General features: G+C 56.0%; 17 protein-coding genes and 1 pseudogene. 15 read left to right on the plus strand and 3 right to left on the minus strand.

Annotated features, from left to right (window positions below):
• Positions 1-116: 116 nt before the first annotated feature.
• The 6 genes and pseudogenes from OSO_RS52190 (at position 117) to acpS (ending at position 5,849) form a co-directional block, all read left to right on the plus strand.
• A pseudogene (locus OSO_RS52190) lies at positions 117-605 on the plus strand (metallophosphoesterase family protein).
• 44 nt (positions 606-649) lie between these two features.
• The gene (locus tag OSO_RS46870) at positions 650-1,051 is read left to right on the plus strand and encodes a (deoxy)nucleoside triphosphate pyrophosphohydrolase (RefSeq protein ID WP_010588157.1); all 402 of its coding nucleotides are present in this window, start codon (positions 650-652) and stop codon (positions 1,049-1,051) included.
• A 303-nt stretch (positions 1,052-1,354) separates the two neighbouring features.
• Positions 1,355-3,781 (plus strand): ABC transporter substrate-binding protein, encoded by a 2,427-nt coding sequence (locus OSO_RS0139100; protein WP_010588158.1) that lies wholly within the window; start codon positions 1,355-1,357, stop codon positions 3,779-3,781.
• 72 nt (positions 3,782-3,853) lie between these two features.
• Positions 3,854-4,849, plus strand: a complete 996-nt coding sequence (locus tag OSO_RS0139105; RefSeq protein ID WP_010588159.1) for an ABC transporter permease — start codon at positions 3,854-3,856, stop codon at positions 4,847-4,849.
• Positions 4,849-5,466, plus strand: a complete 618-nt coding sequence (locus tag OSO_RS0139110) for a hypothetical protein (protein ID WP_010588160.1) — start codon at positions 4,849-4,851, stop codon at positions 5,464-5,466. The genes OSO_RS0139105 and OSO_RS0139110 overlap by 1 nt, the downstream gene beginning before the upstream one ends.
• On the plus strand, positions 5,463-5,849 hold the full coding sequence (gene acpS / locus OSO_RS0139115) for a holo-ACP synthase (RefSeq protein ID WP_010588161.1): 387 nt from the start codon (positions 5,463-5,465) through the stop codon (positions 5,847-5,849). The genes OSO_RS0139110 and acpS overlap by 4 nt, the downstream gene beginning before the upstream one ends.
• A 253-nt stretch (positions 5,850-6,102) precedes the next feature.
• Here the strand turns inward: acpS and OSO_RS0139120 are convergent, their stop codons facing one another.
• Positions 6,103-7,380, minus strand: coding sequence for a class I SAM-dependent rRNA methyltransferase (locus OSO_RS0139120; protein ID WP_010588162.1), 1,278 nt, complete (start codon positions 7,378-7,380; stop codon positions 6,103-6,105).
• 229 nt (positions 7,381-7,609) lie between these two features.
• On the opposite strand from OSO_RS0139120, the gene OSO_RS0139130 reads away from it, so the two are divergent.
• Entirely contained in the window at positions 7,610-8,731 is a 1,122-nt protein-coding gene (locus OSO_RS0139130; RefSeq protein ID WP_010588164.1) for a mandelate racemase/muconate lactonizing enzyme family protein, read from the plus strand.
• Between the two features lie 108 nt (positions 8,732-8,839).
• Here OSO_RS0139130 and OSO_RS0139135 read toward each other — a convergent pair whose 3' ends face one another.
• Together OSO_RS0139135 and OSO_RS0139145 are read right to left on the minus strand one after the other, a co-directional pair.
• A complete protein-coding gene (locus OSO_RS0139135; protein WP_010588165.1) occupies positions 8,840-9,541 on the minus strand; it encodes a hypothetical protein in 702 nt (233 codons plus the stop codon).
• Between the two features lie 322 nt (positions 9,542-9,863).
• Positions 9,864-10,694, minus strand: a complete 831-nt coding sequence (locus OSO_RS0139145) for a tetratricopeptide repeat protein (RefSeq protein WP_010588166.1) — start codon at positions 10,692-10,694, stop codon at positions 9,864-9,866.
• A 464-nt stretch (positions 10,695-11,158) separates the two neighbouring features.
• Here OSO_RS0139145 and OSO_RS0139150 point away from each other — a divergent pair, with 464 nt between their 5' ends.
• The 8 genes from OSO_RS0139150 to OSO_RS0139185 all read left to right on the plus strand — a co-directional run bounded on the left by OSO_RS0139150 (position 11,159) and on the right by OSO_RS0139185 (position 19,151).
• Positions 11,159-11,836 (plus strand): 3-keto-disaccharide hydrolase, encoded by a 678-nt coding sequence (locus OSO_RS0139150; RefSeq protein ID WP_010588167.1) that lies wholly within the window; start codon positions 11,159-11,161, stop codon positions 11,834-11,836.
• 53 nt (positions 11,837-11,889) lie between these two features.
• Complete coding sequence (locus OSO_RS0139155) at positions 11,890-13,131, plus strand: PQQ-binding-like beta-propeller repeat protein (RefSeq protein WP_010588168.1); 1,242 nt, start codon at positions 11,890-11,892, stop codon at positions 13,129-13,131.
• A gap of 79 nt (positions 13,132-13,210) precedes the next feature.
• Positions 13,211-14,419, plus strand: coding sequence for a Gfo/Idh/MocA family oxidoreductase (locus tag OSO_RS0139160; protein ID WP_010588169.1), 1,209 nt, complete (start codon positions 13,211-13,213; stop codon positions 14,417-14,419).
• A 357-nt stretch (positions 14,420-14,776) separates the two neighbouring features.
• A complete protein-coding gene (gene rnc, locus OSO_RS0139165; RefSeq protein ID WP_029247937.1) occupies positions 14,777-15,526 on the plus strand; it encodes a ribonuclease III in 750 nt (249 codons plus the stop codon).
• Between the two features lie 148 nt (positions 15,527-15,674).
• Positions 15,675-16,031, plus strand: coding sequence for a hypothetical protein (locus OSO_RS0139170; protein WP_010588172.1), 357 nt, complete (start codon positions 15,675-15,677; stop codon positions 16,029-16,031).
• 16 nt (positions 16,032-16,047) lie between these two features.
• Positions 16,048-16,428, plus strand: coding sequence for a hypothetical protein (locus OSO_RS46875; protein ID WP_010588173.1), 381 nt, complete (start codon positions 16,048-16,050; stop codon positions 16,426-16,428).
• Positions 16,429-16,430: 2 nt separating this feature from the next.
• A complete protein-coding gene (locus tag OSO_RS0139180; protein WP_010588174.1) occupies positions 16,431-17,732 on the plus strand; it encodes a glycosyltransferase family protein in 1,302 nt (433 codons plus the stop codon).
• Positions 17,733-18,053: 321 nt separating this feature from the next.
• On the plus strand, positions 18,054-19,151 hold the full coding sequence (locus OSO_RS0139185) for a glycosyltransferase family 9 protein (RefSeq protein ID WP_010588175.1): 1,098 nt from the start codon (positions 18,054-18,056) through the stop codon (positions 19,149-19,151).
• Positions 19,152-19,159: the final 8 nt, after the last annotated feature.

Here is a 19,159-nt window from a genome sequence, read left to right on the forward strand (position 1 = left end):
AAGCCTCGTCGATGAACCACGACTCACAGAGGAACGCGGTCTGCGCCCAGTTCTGCATACGCGTATGCCCAACAATTCTGTGCTCATCGAGCACATCGCACCTTAACGAGATCACAATGTGGATCGGCATCATTTCAGACACCCATGATCAGACTGACCGGACAACGCGTGCCGTTCAAACGCTGAAGGAGCACGGAGCCGAACATCTGATTCACTGCGGCGATCTGATCGAGCCCGAGATCCTCGCCGCTTGTAGTGGGCTGCCGCTACACTTTGTGTTCGGCAACAACGATGTCCGCCGCGTCTCGCTCCTGCGATCCGCCGCCGAAGCACAATGAGCGACCTGTCTGGAATGGGGCGGTGAATTCGAACTCTCTGGAAAGCGGCTGGCCGTGGCTCACGGGCATGACCTCCACGAAATCCGTCGGCTATTGGCAAACCATCCCCACTATCTCTTCTCCGGACACACGCATCTTGCCGCCGATGAACAAGAGGGCGTTAACCGGCGAATCAACCCAGGAGCACTGCACCGTGCTCGTACCTTTTCGGTCGGGTTATTGAACCTCGAAACGGACGAACTTCGGTATTTGGAAATTCCACGTTAGAACTCGTGCAGAGACCAAGCCAACCTGATTCTGGAGAACACCGCGTGACAGCGACAAAGCGAATTGGAATCGCAATTGTGGAACATGCAGGGCAATACCTGGTGGGAACGCGCGGTCCCGACGGCCCATTGCCCGGCTATGCCGAATTCCCGGGGGGGAAGTGTCTTCCCGACGAAACTCCTTCCGACTGTGCCATTCGCGAATGTCTCGAGGAATCAGGCCTGCCAATTGCTCCCGAGAAGCTGCTGCAGCAATTGGAATTCGAATATCCGCACGGTCGAGTTCATCTGCATTTCTACCTCTGTCATCCCGAGGATGCGAAATCGGTGAGTGATCGGCATCAAGGATTCCGCTGGGTCGAACTGGCAGAACTTACGACTCTAAAATTCCCAGAGGCCAATGCGGACGTCGTCAAAATGCTGGTGCGTGAGTCCAACGAAAGCTGAAGTGTCTTCAGGGCAAATTTGTGCTGACACGTCAGCGGATCTGTTCGCGTATGATGCTTTGCGTTACGGATTGCGTTCGAATCCTTGCCGGAGCGGTGAGGCTCTGCCAGAATCCCGTCTGAGACGGACCGGTGAGAGGAATCGCCACTCAATCCGTCTTGAGAATTCGAAACGGGTCAATTCGCCCGCAAGCCACACAGCCTGAAAAAAGAACGAGAACCGGCGCCGCCAGTCCTCGAACGTTGTCATCGCGACGGCCACAGGCTGCCAGGACTCGGGGCGAGAAGATAAGGATGCTTCACTATGCTTCGTTGCTGTGCGTTGATCAGCGCATTGGTCGTGTTCGGGGGATTCCTAAGCGGCTGCATGAAATCCAGCCCACCCGGCACACAACAGACCTCATCTACTCCAGCAGATTCGTCGAAGCCAGAGGAATCCGGGTCACCCGCCGCAACGTCAACACCCGTGAAACCGACCGCAGCGTATTGGGATGATTATCCCGATGTACCCAAAATCGAAATCATGGCTGAAGTCGATGGGATTAAGATTCCCCGCATGAAACTGGGTAATGATACCCTTAGCATGAAGGGAGCAATCCCTGCGGATGTCGGTAATGAACACGCCAAACAGAAACCGAGCGAACCGACCACCGGCGACACGCTGACCGTCCGTTTCAATGCCGAGCCGAAAGTCTTGAATCCGCTGACGGAGAATTCCGCAGTGATGCAGTACATCATGCAGTATGTCAATGACTCGCTGTATGCTCAAAATCCGGAAACGTTTGAGTTCGAGCCGCGGATGGCCAAGAGCTCGATCATCGAAGATTCGGTGAAGCTGTCGGCGGACTATCCGGGTCGCGAACGTCGCGTGGCACTGAAAGACGGGCCTGCACTGGCTTCGCTGAATTTGGACTACGTTGTGCCGCCGCCGGTCGGTGACAAACCCCCAGAAGCACCCCAAGTCGCGCTCAAGACATCTGACAAAAACGGAAACAGCGTCGGTGGCGTTTGGGTGGGAGTCTTTCCCGTTGACAAGATTCCGGGCGCATCGATCACGGGATATCACTACTGGAGCGATACCAAGGGTCAGCTCGAAGTCGGTGGATTCCCCGCCGGAAAATATGTGGTCAAGACGGGCGATGAAGTCTTCGGAAAATCTGAACCCCATGAAGGCAGCTCGCTGCTCGTCAAACCGATCTCGGCCGAAAACCCGCTGAAAGAGCCACTCATCCTGAAACCGGGGGAATGGCAAGACGTTCAAGCCCGCACCTACTGGACGTTTTATCTGCGCGACGACGTCAAATGGTCTGATGGATCGCCATTCACCACTAAGGACATTGAATTTGGCTATGCACTGGTCAACAACATCAACGTCGATGCCGATGCAATTCGTACGTACTACAATGATCTCGTCGAATGTCAGGCGCTGAGCCCGCTGACGGTCCGCGTGAAATACCGGCAACAGTATTTCAAGGCGCCTGAATTCTTGTATGGACTGGCATCGATCTGCCCTCCATTCCATTTTTTCGAGGCAATCTTCAAAGCTCAAGACCGCCAGCTTGTTTTGAACGCGATCTCTCCTGAAGAAGAAGCCACCAAGAAACAGATCAGTGCCCGTGGACAAGAGTTTGGCAAATTCTTCAACACCGACGACCGGTACAATGACAAGCCGCTCGGGTTGGGCCCTTACATCGTCGACAAATGGGAACGCAAAGATCGTGTCGAGCTTGTCCGAAACAAGAACTATTGGGAACCCTCGAAAGCAGGACATCTCGATCGACTCGTTTTTCGTTTCATTCCTGATCAGGTGACCGCACTGACGGCATTGCGAGCAGGCGAGATCGATTTCTTCTACGACATGGCACCCGAACAATATTTTGAGGATTGGCCGACACTCGACAAGCAAACCCAAGACACCTACGTCAAGGCCGAGTGGTACACGCCAGCGTTTCAATGGATCGGGTGGAACCAGCTCGCGCCGCAATTTAAAGATCGTCGAGTACGCATCGCGCTCGCCATGTTGTTTGATCGACAGGACTTTATCGACAAGAAAATGCATGGCGCGGGAATCGTCGTTTCGGGAACGCAATATCTGTTTGGCCCCGGCTACGACAGTGCCGTCGCCCCATTAGCCTATGATCCCGACACCGCCCGGGAACTGCTGACCGACGCCGGTTGGATCGACACTGACAACGATGGTATCCTCGACCGGAATGGCGAAAAGTTCTCGGTGACCTTGCGAATGCCGCAGGGCCGCGCGATCTACAATCAGATCGTCGAAGTCATGCAAAAGAACTTCAAGAGCGTCGGCATTGAACTCAAAATTCAAACAATGGAATGGGCGTCGTTCATCGAAAAACTGCGTTCGAAAGAATGCGACGCGGTCATGCTTCGGTGGGCGCTGGCGCCAGAGAGTGATCCATTCCAAATCTGGCACAGCTCAGAAGCCGCCCGTGAAAAACGGGGTAGTAACACGATCTCGTTCCGCAGTTCACAGGCAGACGAGTTGATGGAAATGTTACGCGTCACGCTGGACGAAAATAAACGTCGCCGCATTCATCAATCGTTCCATCGCCTGATCGATAGCGAGCAACCTTATTCGTTCTTGTGGACCCCCAAGGAATTTGGCGCGTACCACAAACGATTCCGCAATGTGAAGTGGTACCGACTGCGCCCCGGTTTCGATTTGAGCGAATGGTACGTTCCGAAAGATGAACAGCTCCACAAGTGATCCCTTTCGTCAATTACGCTTTTGGATTTGAGTGCTGAGTTGGCTACGTACCTGATTAAACGATTGTTGCTGATGATCCCGACGCTATTCGGGATCCTGGTTGTCTCGTTTCTCGTGATTCGACTTGCCCCTGGCGATCCCGCTGCCGAGAAGTTTGGTGGAGCGGGACAAGCGGCATCCGGCGTCAATGCGGACCGAGGAACCGAAGCGGCCGAAAAACGCTTTCGCGAGCGATTCGGCTTCGACAAGCCGCTTCCCACTCAGTTCATGCTGTACCTGAATCGCTTGATCCATGGAGACATGATCTTCTTCCAGTCCGAGCAACCGATCTGGAAGGAATTGTGGGCGGCACTGAAAATTACGATCATGTTGAACCTGATCGTCTTCGTCCTGATCTATCTGCTGGCAATCCCATTGGGGATCTTCAGCGCTGCATATCCGCGCTCTCGATTCGACAATTTGTCGACCCTGGCACTATTCATCATGTACAGCCTGCCTTCATTCTGGGTGGCAGAACTGTTACGGCAACTTGTCATGCAACGCTGGTTCTGGGCCTTGCTAGGAAAGCCGGATATGCAGTGGCCTATCATGAGCTTGAAGTCACCGAATTATGACACCCTGACGCCTATCCAGCAGTTCTTAGATTACAATCAACACATCGTCTTGCCCGTCATCTGCCTGACTTATGGAGCATTGGCCTACGTCAGTCGCCAGATGCGCGCCGGGATGCTGGAAGTGATTCGCCAGGACTATATCCGCACGGCGGAAGCGAAAGGTTGTGGCAAACCTCGCATGATTCTGGTCCACGCCTTGCGAAACAGTCTGTTCCCAATCATCACGCTGCTGGCGTCATTGTTGCCGTTTCTGGTCGGCGGTAGCGTCGTGATCGAAGTCATCTTCAACATTCATGGCATGGGACTGCTGTCCTACGAAGGAGTACTCCGTCGCGAATACGACCTGGTCATGACCACGCTGATGATTTCCGCCGTCCTGACATTGATCGGGATTCTCGTCTCAGACGTGCTGTATGTCATCGTCAACCCCCGGGTCAGCTTCGAGGACAAGTGATGGACGATGGCCCCACGACCGTCCGATCGACGATGACCTATCCACTCTCGTCATCCCAGTTCATCTGGTTGATGGTGAGCTCATTGGCCACAACGGCGCTGACTCTAGTATCGGCCCACGCACCGCCACGCATCCGCCTGATAGGTCTGTTCTCGATCGCGTTTGGTGCACTCGTGGGATGGGCCATCGTCCAATTGGCAATCCGGTTCGACGCAATGCTCCCCAGACGTATCGTCGGTTTGACTGCCGTCGTGCTGACCATCGCGGGCCTGATTGGTTGCATGATCGAAACTTATCGTCAGACGCGTTGGCCTGACTCACCAAAAGGACAAATGAGCGCACAACTGCATGACTTGGGGCTTAAGATGGTGGAAGAAATGAATCGGCAGATAAAACCATCAGATACTGCCTCGCAAGTTGACCTGTATGCGACGATGTCGTTCCGACGATTTCTCGCCCGTCGACTTGCCCAATTGGGTGAATGGTCCAGCCCCTGGCCCGAATTGTTCTGGGCCGCGGAAATTGGACTCGCTGCGGTCACGAGTTTCTGGGTAGCGACCCGCAGTATGCTCAATACCCCGAGCGTGCCCGAACCATCCTCGACGACGCAACCATGATCATCGGCCTGGGTACGGATATCGTCGAAGTCGAACGGATCGCCAAAATGATGGCCGATCATGGAGACCATTTTCTCGAGCGGGTTTTTACCGCAGCGGAAGTCGCCCATTGCCAGCCCCGGCGCGAGTCCGCACCGCACTACGCCGGGCGCTGGGCGGCCAAAGAAGCGGTGATGAAAGTCCTGGGAACCGGATTCACGCCAGAAGTCGGCTGGACCGACATCGAGATCGGCGTCCGACCAAGCGGCCAGCCATTCGTAATTCTGTACGGATCAGCCAAAGAGCTCGCCGATCGGCTAAACATCAACAACATTCTCGTGACGATCTCGCACACAAAAACATACGCTACGGCAACCGCCATCGGTGTGAACAACCCGAGTTAAGCGGTCGACACATAAACACCCATCTTCGCCACATCAGCTCTTGTTTCTGCGTGCAACTGACTTTGCCAGTGCCCGATCCGCATTGATCTTCAATAGGACAATGACGGTTGTCGAGAAACTATTCAACAAGGTGTTTTCGTCGTAAGACGATCGCCGTTCGTTTCCCTACAAACGGAGTTTCTCTGTCTTGCATCCACCGGCACTGACAGCGCCAGTGGCACACAAGAAGAAGCCCTGAAATGGCTCACAGAAACTACTCGAGCCTGCACCAGATCGTCTTCAGATACTCGGATTCTGGGCAGGTTGTCGCGATCGGATGATCTGGTGCAGCACCGCCCTTGGCGAAGATCTGGCAACGACGACCGACCTCAGGAGCGGCACAGACGATCTTTGTGAACTCGGCCATGTCGAGCAGGCCCGAGCAACTGCAGGTCAGCAGGATCCCGCCCGGATTGACCAGTTGCATCGCCAAACGATTCAGGTCGAAGTACTTATGACGGCCTTCTTCCGTTTCCATCCGGCCACGAATCAGTTTAGGCGGATCAAGAACGACGACGTCGAAGCGGCGTTTATTCCGCAACATGTCGCGCATGTATCCGAAGACTTCCGCCTGCACAAAATTGATCTTCACCTGATTCTGCTGAGCGTTCTCTCGTGCGAGGGCGACGGTGTCTTCATCCAATTCGACACCTGTCACTTCCGACGCCTGCCCCAACCGTTTTGCCTGCAACGAAAAGCCGCCGGTATAGCAGCACAGGTCTAACACCGTTTTGCCGCGGCAAAATTCGGCGAGCTGTTTTCGATTGTCACGCTGGTCGCAATAGAAGCCGGTCTTATTTCCCCCGGCAAAGTGCACGCGGAACTTTGTGCCATGTTCCTGGATTGTCAGCTTGATCGGAACCTCGGCAGATCCGTACGGAGCGGCCGTGAACCCTTCGTGCTCCTGCGACATCGGTGCCACGCGCAGGACGCCGTGCTTGGTTCCAAGCAGTGGCTCAAGTTGAGCGATAATCGCCTCGGCACGCTGATACATCCCCAGTGAATAGCATTCGGCGACCAGAACGTCTCCGAACCGATCGATGACCAGCCCGGGCAGTCCGTCGGCTTCTGCGTGAATCACGCGATAGGCCTGGCTCACTTCGTCCAGTCGCAAGGTTTCACGTCGCAGGGCGACGGCTTCGGCCAGCCGTTCGCTCCACCATGCTTCGTCCGGACGATGTTGCCCCGTGCGCAGGACGCGCACGGCGATTTCGGCTTCGGGATTGAAGAGGCCGTGCCCCAGCGTTCCCCCTGAAGAACTGACCAGTTCGACCAGATCGCCAGGTTGAGCATCGCGGGAAATCTGTCCCAGTCGTTTGCGAAAGACGAACGGGTGCCATAGGGCCCCACCCATATTCACTTCGACTTTCGGCAACGGTCGCTTGTCCTCAGGACAAAGGGGTCGTTGCTCGAGCAAATCCCGTTGAATGGGAGCGGGTCGGCGGTTGGTTTCAAAACGACGGGGGGGCGGAGAGTAAGGCTTGCGAGTCATCCCCCCATCGTAATGGACCCCGGAACCGCTCACAACATGTCGCTTCGGAAGTTCCTGATTTCCGTGGTCGGCGGAGACTCGTCAGATTCGCTCGGATTGCGTACTGTTTTTGTTCTATCGCGAGAATGACCAAGCCAGAATTTTTTTGCCGAAGCCTGGCTCTGCCCGTTTCGCCACAATCCGCGCTTGCGTCGTCGTTCGGCTTGAATGAACTGAAGAGAGTGTGTTGATGAAGATTTCACGCGTCGAATCGATTCCTGTGCGCATTCCGCTGAAGCCCGAACGCCGTATGATTTCGGCCCTGGGCCGCCAGGACGTTTCCGATTTTCTGCTAGTTCGCGTGATCGCCGACAACGGTGTGGAAGGCTGGGGCGAGGCCACCGTGACACCGCGGTGGAGCGGTGAAACGTGTCGCGGCGCCCAGGCGATCGTCGACACCGTGCTCGGTCCCGCCGTCATCGGCTGTTCCGTCAACGACATTGTCGAACTCGACCGACGGCTCGATGCGGTCGCGGTCGGAAATTGGTTCGCCAAATCCGCCATTGAAATGGCGTGCTGGGACATCCAAGGAAAAGCGGCAGGAAAGCCCGTCTACGAACTACTCGGCGGCGCCTGCCGCCCGCTCACCATCCGCAGCCGATTCTCGCTAGGGGCCTATGATCGAGAGCGTGCCCGTCGCCGTGCCGGGGAACTGGTCGCCGCCGGCTTCACCACCATCAAGGTGAAAGTTGGTGTGAATCCGGTCGAGGATGTCGAGCGTGTCCGAATCGTCCGCGAAACGATCGGCCCCAACATCGCGTTGACCATTGACGCGAATGGCGGCTGGGATATCGAAACGGCGATCCGCTGCATCGGTGAACTGAAGGACTGCAATCTGGCACTGATTGAACAACCCATTCCGGCCGGAGACTATACAGGTCTGCGCCGCGTTAAAGTGGAAACCGGCGCGACGATTCTGGCGGATGAAAGCTGCTTTGACCTCGTCAATGCCCAGGAACTGATTCAACATCACTGTTGCGATGCAATCAGTTTGTATCCGGGGAAGAATGGCGGCATTCGCAAATCGGTTGAGATCGCCAAGCTGGCAGAACGCCATGGAATCGCCTGTTCGATCGGTTCGAACCTCGAATGGGATCTAGGAACCGCCGCAATGGCGCACTTCATCGTGTCGACGCCGAACATGAAAATCGACCTGTACCCCGGCGACGTGCTAGGTCCCGACTATCACGAGGTCCGGATCGCACGCCAGCCCATCTTCATCGAAGGCCCGTTTACGACGATCACGGATCGACCGGGACTTGGCGTCGAAGTCGACCTGGATGTCGTCAACCAGCACCGCATCGTCTGGTGAATCCGCTCGCGGAGCCAGTCCCCATTAGTCCAACTTTTCCTCGTTGCCAAGCGGAAGCTTGGTGACGAGGAAACCGATTGAGCCTAAATGAGGAGCACGCGATCCCGCTCAACTCGCCGGCGCATAGGAATTCGGCATATCGCGGGGCAGAACGGTCGACGGCTGCGGAACGCCTTGCGGCACGGGCTGAGGAGCAAGCAGCGGCGCCGGCGCGATTTGCTGACGCGGGTTAGTACCGCGCTGGTCATAGCCTTGGTCCTGGTATTGGCCGCCCGTTCCCGCTCGACAATCACCGCGGCGCAAGTGGATCTCATTGAAATCCGACACCCCGTAGTCACAACTGACACGCAACCCGGCGTCATATCCGGCAAACCAGTCGTCGACGTAGGGCCGTCCGGCACAAGAACGGTAGAACGCGTTCCAGTACTTCGGTGGAGGAACAACGGGTGGCGAGGGACGTTTGTTAAGCGCCACATCCTCAAACGCCGTGATAAATCCACATTTGAAATGATGGGAAAGTGACTCGTCGCATTCGCTGCTGTACTGGCGGAATGCTCGGTACGCACTCAATTCGGCCGCATAGCGCGTGATATGAAAATCCCACCACGGCTCATACTGGCTGGTCCAGGGACGATGCGGAATCGTTTCGCTGCAATCCCCATGTTCCCCGGCGAAGATGATTCCGCTCGGTGCGTGACTCTCCACGCTTGCTTTGGCTAGCGACGCTTGACGCGGAAGGGACATGCAAAAGTTGCAGCAACCCGACGCGAACATCAATGCGAAGCAGGCGAGAATCATCCGTGACATCATGGTCCGCCTCGTTTGAGCGACAAGCGTGATCGATTCAAACCCATTCCCTGAGTCAGAACACGCCTGTTGTCATATCGGAACCACTTGCACCAAGATCGACGCTTTCGCCTCAAATGCCAGACAGACCATGTGTAGCGAACAGTACTAATGAAACGATCACAGCAACTCGCGAGACTGAACTGGAACAACCCGAATGATTCAAGTTTCCAGAGCTGCGATGACACTTAAAGGAAACGCCATGAACGATTTTTGCCAAGCTTCTCGACGCGAACAACAAGGTCCAACTGTTTGATCGTATGCCAATTGGAAGCCTCTTCCGTAATCACTTCGGCAACTTCCGCAATAACTGCCGGGCCCGGCTCTTCCAGCGGCCAAATTTGCGGGCGATTGCGATGGGGCTGGCATGAATATCCTGCAGCATCGCCTGAAGGTGCTGGCGTGCGGCGTCGGTATCCCCCTGGTCGGCGCACAACTTTGCCAGCATGTACACCCCTTCAGGATGCCGCCAGCGACGGACATGCCGCTCCAGATGCGTGCGGGCCGCAGGAAAATCTCCAAGCTCGTTCAATGCCCGGCCGTAAGCGAGAGACACGTCGCCAAACTTGTATTGAGGATCTTTCTCGAGCACTCGCTGGGTCAATGAACGTACGTCCTCAAAACGCTTCTGACTGACGGCCACCTGGGCCGCTCCCCACAGCGCGGGCAAATTCACAGCGTCTTTTGCCAGGGCACTGTCGTACGCCTGACGAGCCTGATCGAGCATTCCAACTTCACGCAGCGCGTCGCCCCACTGCACAAACTGGTGTGCATTCCCAATCTGCTGTGCCGCAATCTCTTTCCGCATCAATTCGCGACCGCGAGTCCATCGCCGTAAAAATGCCGGAGTGGGAAACTCTTTCGAGGGGATATACCGCAAGAAGAAATAGGCAATCGGTCCGATCGGCTGGGCAATGATCAGAATCCAGATCCAGAATTGCCGATCGGGCTCGGTCCGATAGCAGTGAATCAGCATCCAGATCCAGAACGCGAAATAGGGAAATGTCAGCAGCGAAAAGAAGACCTGGCAGAGCATCAGAACCCAAAGGTCCCCCCCATCCAACTGGAAATCGGGATGCTCCTGAAACTGATCTGCCAACTCTGCCAGCAACCACATCAGGCAATGTCCTCAATCAAGCTTGAAGTGCCGATGACGGCGAATTCCTTGGGAGGCGTAAGGCAATCAGATTATCAATCCGCCAGTGGAATCTCGACAACTCACACGCCGGAAATTGGGAGCCACAAGCAATTCGATCAGATTCACAATACGTTCACATCACATGAGGCTTGCGAACAGGTCGGGCCGCCGGGCTCCGTGGCATTCCGACGAACAGACGGTCATTCCTGCGGTCGAAAGTGCGGTCATCTCGCTCAGTCGGTACAATCCAACTTCCGTAGATCGAGTCTCAATGCCGTAACCGTCCTCAGGCCAGGGACTGGCACATTTTCCAGTGGTAAAAGAAGGATGACCCTAGTCGATGCACTGTGGATTCCCATTGAACCGGGAAAATTTGCCTGTCCCCTCTCTTCGGGCTGTGAACGGTGATCTCAATGCCTCCTGTTCAAATGAAGGTGATGCCAATGTCTCGTCGGATTTCTGTGCTCGTCGCGTTGATGGTTGCCACAATGAGCACATGCTCACTAAAGGCCGCAGAAGCACCATTCACACCCGACCCCGGTTTCGTGTCGCTCTTCGATGGCAAGACGCTGAAAGGTTGGAAGGGCCCCGAAGCAGGTTTCGCTGTGGAAAACGGAGATCTGGTCTCCGTGAAGGGCGGCAAGGGGAATTTGCTGACCGAGAAGGAATACGAAAACTTTACGATCAAATTCGAGTTCAAACTGACACCCGGTGCGAACAACGGATTGGGTATCCGAACCCCGCTGATGACCGAGGGAAGTCTGCATTTACTTGGTACCGAACTGCAGATTCTTGACGACACTGCGGACCAGTACAAGGAGTTAAAACCCTATCAATATCACGGCTCGGTCTACGGAATCGTGCCTGCCAAACGAGGTTCTCTGAAGCCGCTCGGCGAATGGAATCAGCAGGAAGTCACATTTCAGGGCCGCAAAATCAAGATCGTGGTCAACGGTCAGATCATTGTAGATGCCGACCTCGACGAAGCCACCAAATCGGGCACGCTGGACGGACAAGAACACCCGGGACTCGCGCGTGTCAAAGGTCACGTTGGATTTCTCGGACACGGCGACCGCGTTGATTTTCGCCGGATTCAGATCAAGGAATTTCCAACGAAGTAGTCGCCACGAACGTCGATGTTGCCCCGTGATTTCACATATCAAGGACTGATTTCATGCACTGTCGTTCATTTGCCGCGATCGCGTTGCTGGCCACCGTTCTGCCCATACACGGCGCGGTCGCTGGCGATTGGCCTCAGATCATGGGGCCGCATCGCAACGGAATCACGAATAACGAGCGATTGGCCGAACAGTGGCCGAAATCCGGCCCCCCAAAACTGTGGGAAGCAAAGATCGGATCGGGCTTCGCTGGTGTCGCGGTTTCGGGTGACAAGGTCGTCTTGTTTCACCGTGAGGGTGATGACGACAAGTTGACCGCATTCAACCGCGAAACGGGCGAACGCGTTTGGACGGCCAAATTCCCATCCACCTTCCAACCTCAGATTGTTGAAGACGACGGGCCGCGAGCCGTCCCGACCATTCAGGGTGACGCGGTCTATGCCTACTCGGCACAAGGGAAGTTGTATTGTGTCGAACTGCAGTCTGGCACAGAACGCTGGCAACGAAACACCCATCAAGACTTCCGTGCGGATGGGGGCTATTTCGGAGCGGGTTCGGCACCTGTCGTCGAAGGATCACTCGTCATCGTCAATGTGGGTGGCGATAAAATGAAGGCAGGAATCGTCGCATTTGACACCGCCACGGGCAAAACGGTGTGGTCGGCCGGCAATGATCAAGCCAGCTACGCAGCGCCGATTGTCACGACCATTAGTGAGACCCGCCATCTACTCTGTGTCACTCGGCTGAACTTTGTGTCGCTCGATCCACTCACCGGAAAAGAACACTTTCGCACCCCTTTTGGTCAACGCGGGCCCACCGTGAACGCCGCAATCCCAGTCGTCATGGGCAACCATGCGCTCCTGACCGCCAGCTACGGAATCGGAGCCGAATGGCTTGAACTCGGTGTCGACAAGGTCAACGTCGCCTGGGAAGACACCCTTCTGTCCAGCCAGTACACAACTCCCATTATTCATGATGGAGCGGTGTATGGCATTGATGGCCGCCAGGACAGCGGGGCTCCAAGCACGCTCAAATGTTTTGATCCGGAAACGAAAAAAGTGCACTGGTCAAAACCCGGCCTGAAGTACTCCACGCTCATCGCCGCGGGCCCCGTACTGCTCATGATGCAAACAGATGGCGTTCTCAAAATGGCCCGACTGACAACCGACGGCTACGAACAACTCGGCTCAGCATCACTGTTGACAGGGACAACCCGTGCCTTGCCAGCCCTGGCCGATGGCCGATTTTACGTTCGAAACGAAAAAAACCTGATTTGCGTGGATCTCGCCGCACACTAACACCGTGACGCGGCGATCTTGCGAATCGCGGTCGAGCCCGTCACGCTCTCCGTCCACGGCCTTCATTGGAGTCACAAAGATGCGATTCGCGGTTCTCTGTGACGACCCGACCGCCCGACCGCTCGTTGAAGCCCTTGATTCCCGCATCGACGGCCATCAATTGCGGTATGTGGTTCAGTTGGGACCAAAAACTTCTCAGCCGCATCAAGGTCTCAAGTCCGCCACCATCGTGTCGCGTTGGGAAGATCTTTTGGCCGCAAATGACGTTGATGTTGTCCTGGCTGGTGGGAACACCGAGCAGATGTTCGAAGGTGTCAAACAGTTGGCGACCGCGGGCATCCCCATTCTTTTTGTTCCACACGCGAGCCAGGGTTCGACGTTCATCTATGAACTCAGCCTGATTCGTGACGACAATCATGTCGCCCTGATTCCATTTTTGTGGCACCGATTTGACGCTGCTGCACAACATCTCAAACAACTACTTCGCGACGGTGCCTTGGGAACCATCCAGTTCCTACAACTGGAACGCAGTGTTTCGCAATCCCCTTCGAGTTCTCCGATCGCACAAGCGGCAGTTGATCTCGAACTGTTGCCCGATGCGGATCTCTTACGCTGGCTTGTCGGTGACTACAATCAGATCACAGCTCTGCGAACAGCGGCCACGGATCAGGGCGTCATGATGGCACGTGTCGTTCTGTCGGGACGATCGTTGCCAGAAGCGAATTGGGTCATCGCCCCTGCGGTGCGACCAGCAGAATGGAAACTGACCGTTCACGGGGAACGTGGAACGGCGCTGCTGTCCCGCGCGGACGGAGCCACCTCGTTTGTCTGCGATTTTGACGGACAACACGTCGAAGGCCATTCCCACACCACAGCCAGCGGCTTGCTCACGGCGATGGAATCTCTGATTCAACGCCGCGATCCCAGCACGACGGCGGCGGCGGACGACCCATGGGGTGATCTCGTGCAGTGCTTTGAAACCGTCGACGCCACCCACCGTTCCGTCCGCCGCAAGCGTACAATTGAACTGCATTTCGAACCGATGTCGGAACGCGCGATCTTTAAAACTCAAATGACGGCGATTGGTTGTGGATTGTTGGTCGCCACGTTTCTGCTGACTCTTTGTTACCTCGGCATCGCCAGCGTGGTCCCGCTGCCCCGGGGCATCCTGATTGCACTCCGCGCCCTCGTCTTCGCCCCTTTGGTCATCTTCCTCGCCGCACAAATTCTGCTGCCTCTGACACGCCCTTCATCAAACGACCATCCCACCCCACAACCAAAGGTTTGACGGCCTTTCCCTTGAAATTCTTCTCTGTGTCTCCCCTTTCTCCGCTGGGTCCACGTGTATGCGTTGCGTACGTCGGGGACACAAGGGTGGTGAGGGAGACACCGAGGCACGGAGACACAGAGAAATGCGACTTCACAGATGGGCGACGGTCTGTATTCGTCAAGCGATCTCGGCGACGTAACCTCAAACAAGCTAATAAAATTGCAACAATGTCAGACTCCCAATTGACACCTCTTCATGAACGAAATATAGAAACGGTATCAGCTTGAGATCCGAGGTTGGGTTCAGTCGTGCTCCTGTTCCAAACTCCGATCCCGCGCTGGATTCACCTCCCAACCATTCGCGCCGGGTAATCGCATGTCCGAGACTCTTGGAACTTCGCGCCTTGAAGACACCCTGTCTGCCTGTGAACAGGCACTCGGTTACCAGTTTCGTGACCGAACTCTGCTGAAGCGCTGCCTCACCCATTCCTCCATCGCCCGCACTCGGTTGGATTCAAATGAACGGCTCGAATTCCTGGGGGACGCCATCCTGGGAACGATCGTCTGCGAACTGCTGTTCCTTCGATACCCAGAGAAGACAGAGGGAGATCTGACGCGAATCAAGTCGGTCGTCGTCAGCCGAACGACCTGCGCGAAGCTCAGTACCGACTTGAAGCTGGGCGACTTCCTACAGCTCGGCAAAGGACTTTCCGAATTCGACAAGATCCCGCTTTCAATCCAGGCCGCCGTGTTTGAATCGATCGTGGCAGGCCTGTATCTGGACGGAGGCATGGACGTTGTACGCCCATTTCTGACGCGTTTGATCGAACCGGAAATTGATCGAACAGTCGAGTCGGCGCATGGACGAAACTACAAGAGCCTGCTGCAGCAGCTCGTTCAAAAAAACCAACGCGGCACGCCGCTTTATCAATTGCTCGATGAATGTGGTCCGGACCATTCAAAGTGTTTCAAGATCGCGGCGGTGGTCGGAATCGACGCGTTTCCGCCCGCATGGGGTCCCAACAAGAAAGAAGCCGAACAACGCGCGGCGGAAAATGCCTGGTGCCTGCTTCAGGGCGAGACGCCACCGTTTGATGCCGAAGATGGACCGTATCAGCTTCCTTGATCGGCAATCCAGCTGGCCATGGATTCGATCGTTCCGGGCGAAACATGAACAGAACACGGCGACCACAATGTCGCCCATCTCGCGGAACGCGATATTTCACTTATTCACTTCTTGATCACGGATTGTGATCGCTGCAGGAGATCAGTTTATGGCCGACGAGCCCGACAGGAGACGTGACTGGGCGGTTACGTTTCTGGGGCGACTTTGTTTGATCGGCTGGACCTGCGCCATCCTGTACGAAGCGTTCGACTTTCTGAAACCCGTGCGTCAGATCTGTCTGCTGTTCGGGCCCTGGGCCTGCGTGATTGCGCTCGTTAACGCGATCGGGTTGCTGCTGATTCGTCGGCGGGGGATCTTTTTGCTGTTCTTGCTGCTGATCATTCCACCGACCGTTCATTTCGGTATGGTATTACGGAATATCGCCGACCAGAAGTTGAAACTGTACGATGCGGGAACCCCGACAAATCCAGACGCGGCTTTGTCCGAGCCACCTCCGGCGAATTGATTCGAAGGAATCTGCGATGCGAGCTCTAAATCCAATCCTGGCCCTGATCCTTCTGGCTTCGTCAGCGATGGCCGAAGAGCCGACTCCAATCACTCCTGCCGAAGCGGCAAAAAAAGTGAACGAGATGGTTCTCGTTCAACTTGAGGTCAAATCGACGGGCGGCCGATCGAATCACTACTTGAACTCCGAGAAAGAATTCACCGACGCGAAGAACTTCACCGTGTTCATCGCAAAGGATCATCTGGAACTCTTCAAAAAAGCCGGTGTCGAGAATCCCGCCCAACATTACAAAGGTAAAGTCATTCAAGTCTCGGGCAAGGTCGTGCTCGAACAACAGAAGCCCTGGATCAAAGTGGCGGACCCCGCGCAGATCAAGCTCGTTACTCAAGAGAAATAGTCATGCCACGACGCGACGCGATCAGCGTTATCGCCTGCTTGCTGATCGCGCTGGTTCTGCGGTTCGGCGTCATTTTGTCCCAGCCTGCACAATTGACCGTTGACCGCGACGCCTACATTGCGATCGCAACCAGCATCGTTGAAGGTCGCGGCTACAGCGGTCCGCACAGCACTCATCCCACCGCTTTCCGCCCGCCAATCTATCCGCTCAGTCTTGCCGCGGGGCGAATTCTGCTTCCCACCCCGGTCGTCGTTGCGGGACTGAATCTGATTTGTGGTCTGGTCGCAGTTTGGTTCACCATTCAAGTGGGTGCACTTCTCCATCTCGGAGAATGGCGATTCCTGGCGGGATTGCTGATAGCGATTGATCCATTGCTGCTGCAGTATTCGGCCCAACCGATGACCGAATCGTTGTGCGTCGTTCTCGCGATCGGATGGCTCTGGTCCGTCTTGAACGAAAACTCAGAGAAGCCCGCATGGCGGGTCATCCAATGGATACGCTGCGGCGCGGTGTTTGGAATCCTGGTCCTTAGCCGACCGACCTTCTGGCCGATCGCCGCAATTGAAGGTCTGTTTTGGCTGATGGCACTCCTGCGAACGCAGCAGTCCGTCGACCGAATCACTCGCATCAACGTTGGCCTGGTGCATCTCGGGACAACTGTCGTGGTTGTTGCCCCGTGGCTGATCCGGAACTGGATCGTCATGGCAGCTCCGATCCTTACAACCACGCACGGCGGATACACATTGCTCCTGGGAAACAATCCGGTGTTCTACCGCGAAGTCGTCGAGAAGCCCTGGGGAACAACTTGGCCCGATGAGAGTCAGCACCAATGGGAGGCGGATCTTGAGGCCAGCCTGGTTCGTGATCTCGGCGCCAATGCCTCGGAAGTGGCGCGCGACGCATGGCAATCGCGCCAAGCACGTCAGAATATGCTGGACGAACCTCGTCTGTGCCTTCAAGCAGCTTTCCACCGGATACGAAGTTTTTGGAACACAACGCCGCAGGGCGATGCCGCAAAAGGCGTGAACTCGGCCGTTCTGGCGCTCGTCGGTTGGTACTCGGTCTTTTTCATCACGGTGGCCCTGATGGGAATGGGTTTAGTAGTGGCTCGGACCGAGCGAGCACGCTGGGTCCCCCTGTATAGCCTGGTCGTGGCCCTGCAGGTTGTGCACCTTTTTTATTGGACAAACACGCGAATGCGCGCACCGCTAACACCCGCACTCGCCCTCTTTGCCGCAGCCACCTGTTCGACTTGGCCGACCAATCGACAGCGAAGTGGACACGGCGAAACGATCGGAATCTGAATACTCGCGTCCACCTCGTTCCCAAGCTTCTGCTTGGTAACGCCTCTTGGGGTTTTGTTTTCTGTCGAGCGGGAACGTGGCCTGTGACCGTCGTAAACATTTCTGATGTGTCGGAAGCGTTGCCAAGCGGGAGCTTGGCAATGAGGCCAGGTTGAAGCAATCGGTACAGACACCTTGCGGAGCCAGTCCCTGTTGCTTCAACCTGGCCGGTGAGTTCTCGGATCTTGAATTTTTGGCCTGGAAAATCAACTTGCCCCATTTCTTAGAAACGAACTAAGATTGCGGCGTTTGTATTTAATGACCCCACTCGCAGGAAAACGGATGTTCCGGCGGATCATCGCTTCTGAACTGACGCAGCTTACGCCCCGGCGCATTTGCCTGATCAAACCGAGTGCTCTCGGGGATGTCGTGCAAACGATCCCTCTATTGCCGGTGCTGAAGCAGTGTTACCCAGAGGCGGAAATCTCGTGGGTCGTGAACCGGGAACTGCGAGATCTGATCGACGGGCATCCCGCGCTGCATGAATCGATTCCGTTCGAACGCCGTGGTGGCTGGTCCGCTTGGATCACGCTACTGAAAACACTCAGGGAGCGCCGGTTTGATCTGGTGTTCGATCTACAGGGTCTGCTTCGATCCGCAGTGATGACTGCCGTGACAGGAGCACGCGTTCGTGTTGGAATGGAGACCGCACGCGAAGGTTCGCGGTATACGCTGAACTGCATGATTCCCAATTCCGGACGTGACGTTCCGGCCCACGCCCGCTACTGGCGCGTGGCGGACGTGCTGGGCTTTGGTGAGACGCCACGTCAGACAAAAATAGTAACCTCGGATGCGGATCAAGCATGGGCGATCACGCAACTGCAGGAGCTACCTCGTCCGATTTTCGCCGTGCATCCCGGAGCCCGCTGGGTCACCAAGCGCTGGCCTGTCGAGAAATTCGCCGATCTGATGCGACGCGCGGATCGACAGTGGTCCGGCAGTGTGTTGATCCTGGGCAGCAAGGCCGAACGACCCGATGCCGATCAACTGACAAATCTGCTGGCCGAAAAGATGGGTACGATAGGTACGTCTCGGATCAAAAATCTGGCGGGCCAGTCGACGCTGAAGCAATTGACCTCGCTGCTGGAACGAGTTGATTTCGCCATCAGCAATGATTCGGGTCCGATGCATCTGGCCGCCGGATTGGACATTCCCACATTGGGCCTGTTTACGTGCACGTCCGCGATTCGTTCAGGGCCACCGGGGTCCATGCACGAATTGGTCTCAACGAAAGTCGCCTGCGCCGCCGGTTATCACAAGACCTGTCCGCATCACGGTGCCGAGCATCTGTCCTGCCTGCGGGAACTCGGTGTCAGCCGAGCCTGGAGCGCCTTGCAGCGACTCGTCGACAAGAACGCGACCGCACAGCGTGTCGCTTAGTGCATTCG

It is taken from the genome of Schlesneria paludicola DSM 18645, from assembly GCF_000255655.1.
GTDB lineage: Bacteria > Planctomycetota > Planctomycetia > Planctomycetales > Planctomycetaceae > Schlesneria > Schlesneria paludicola.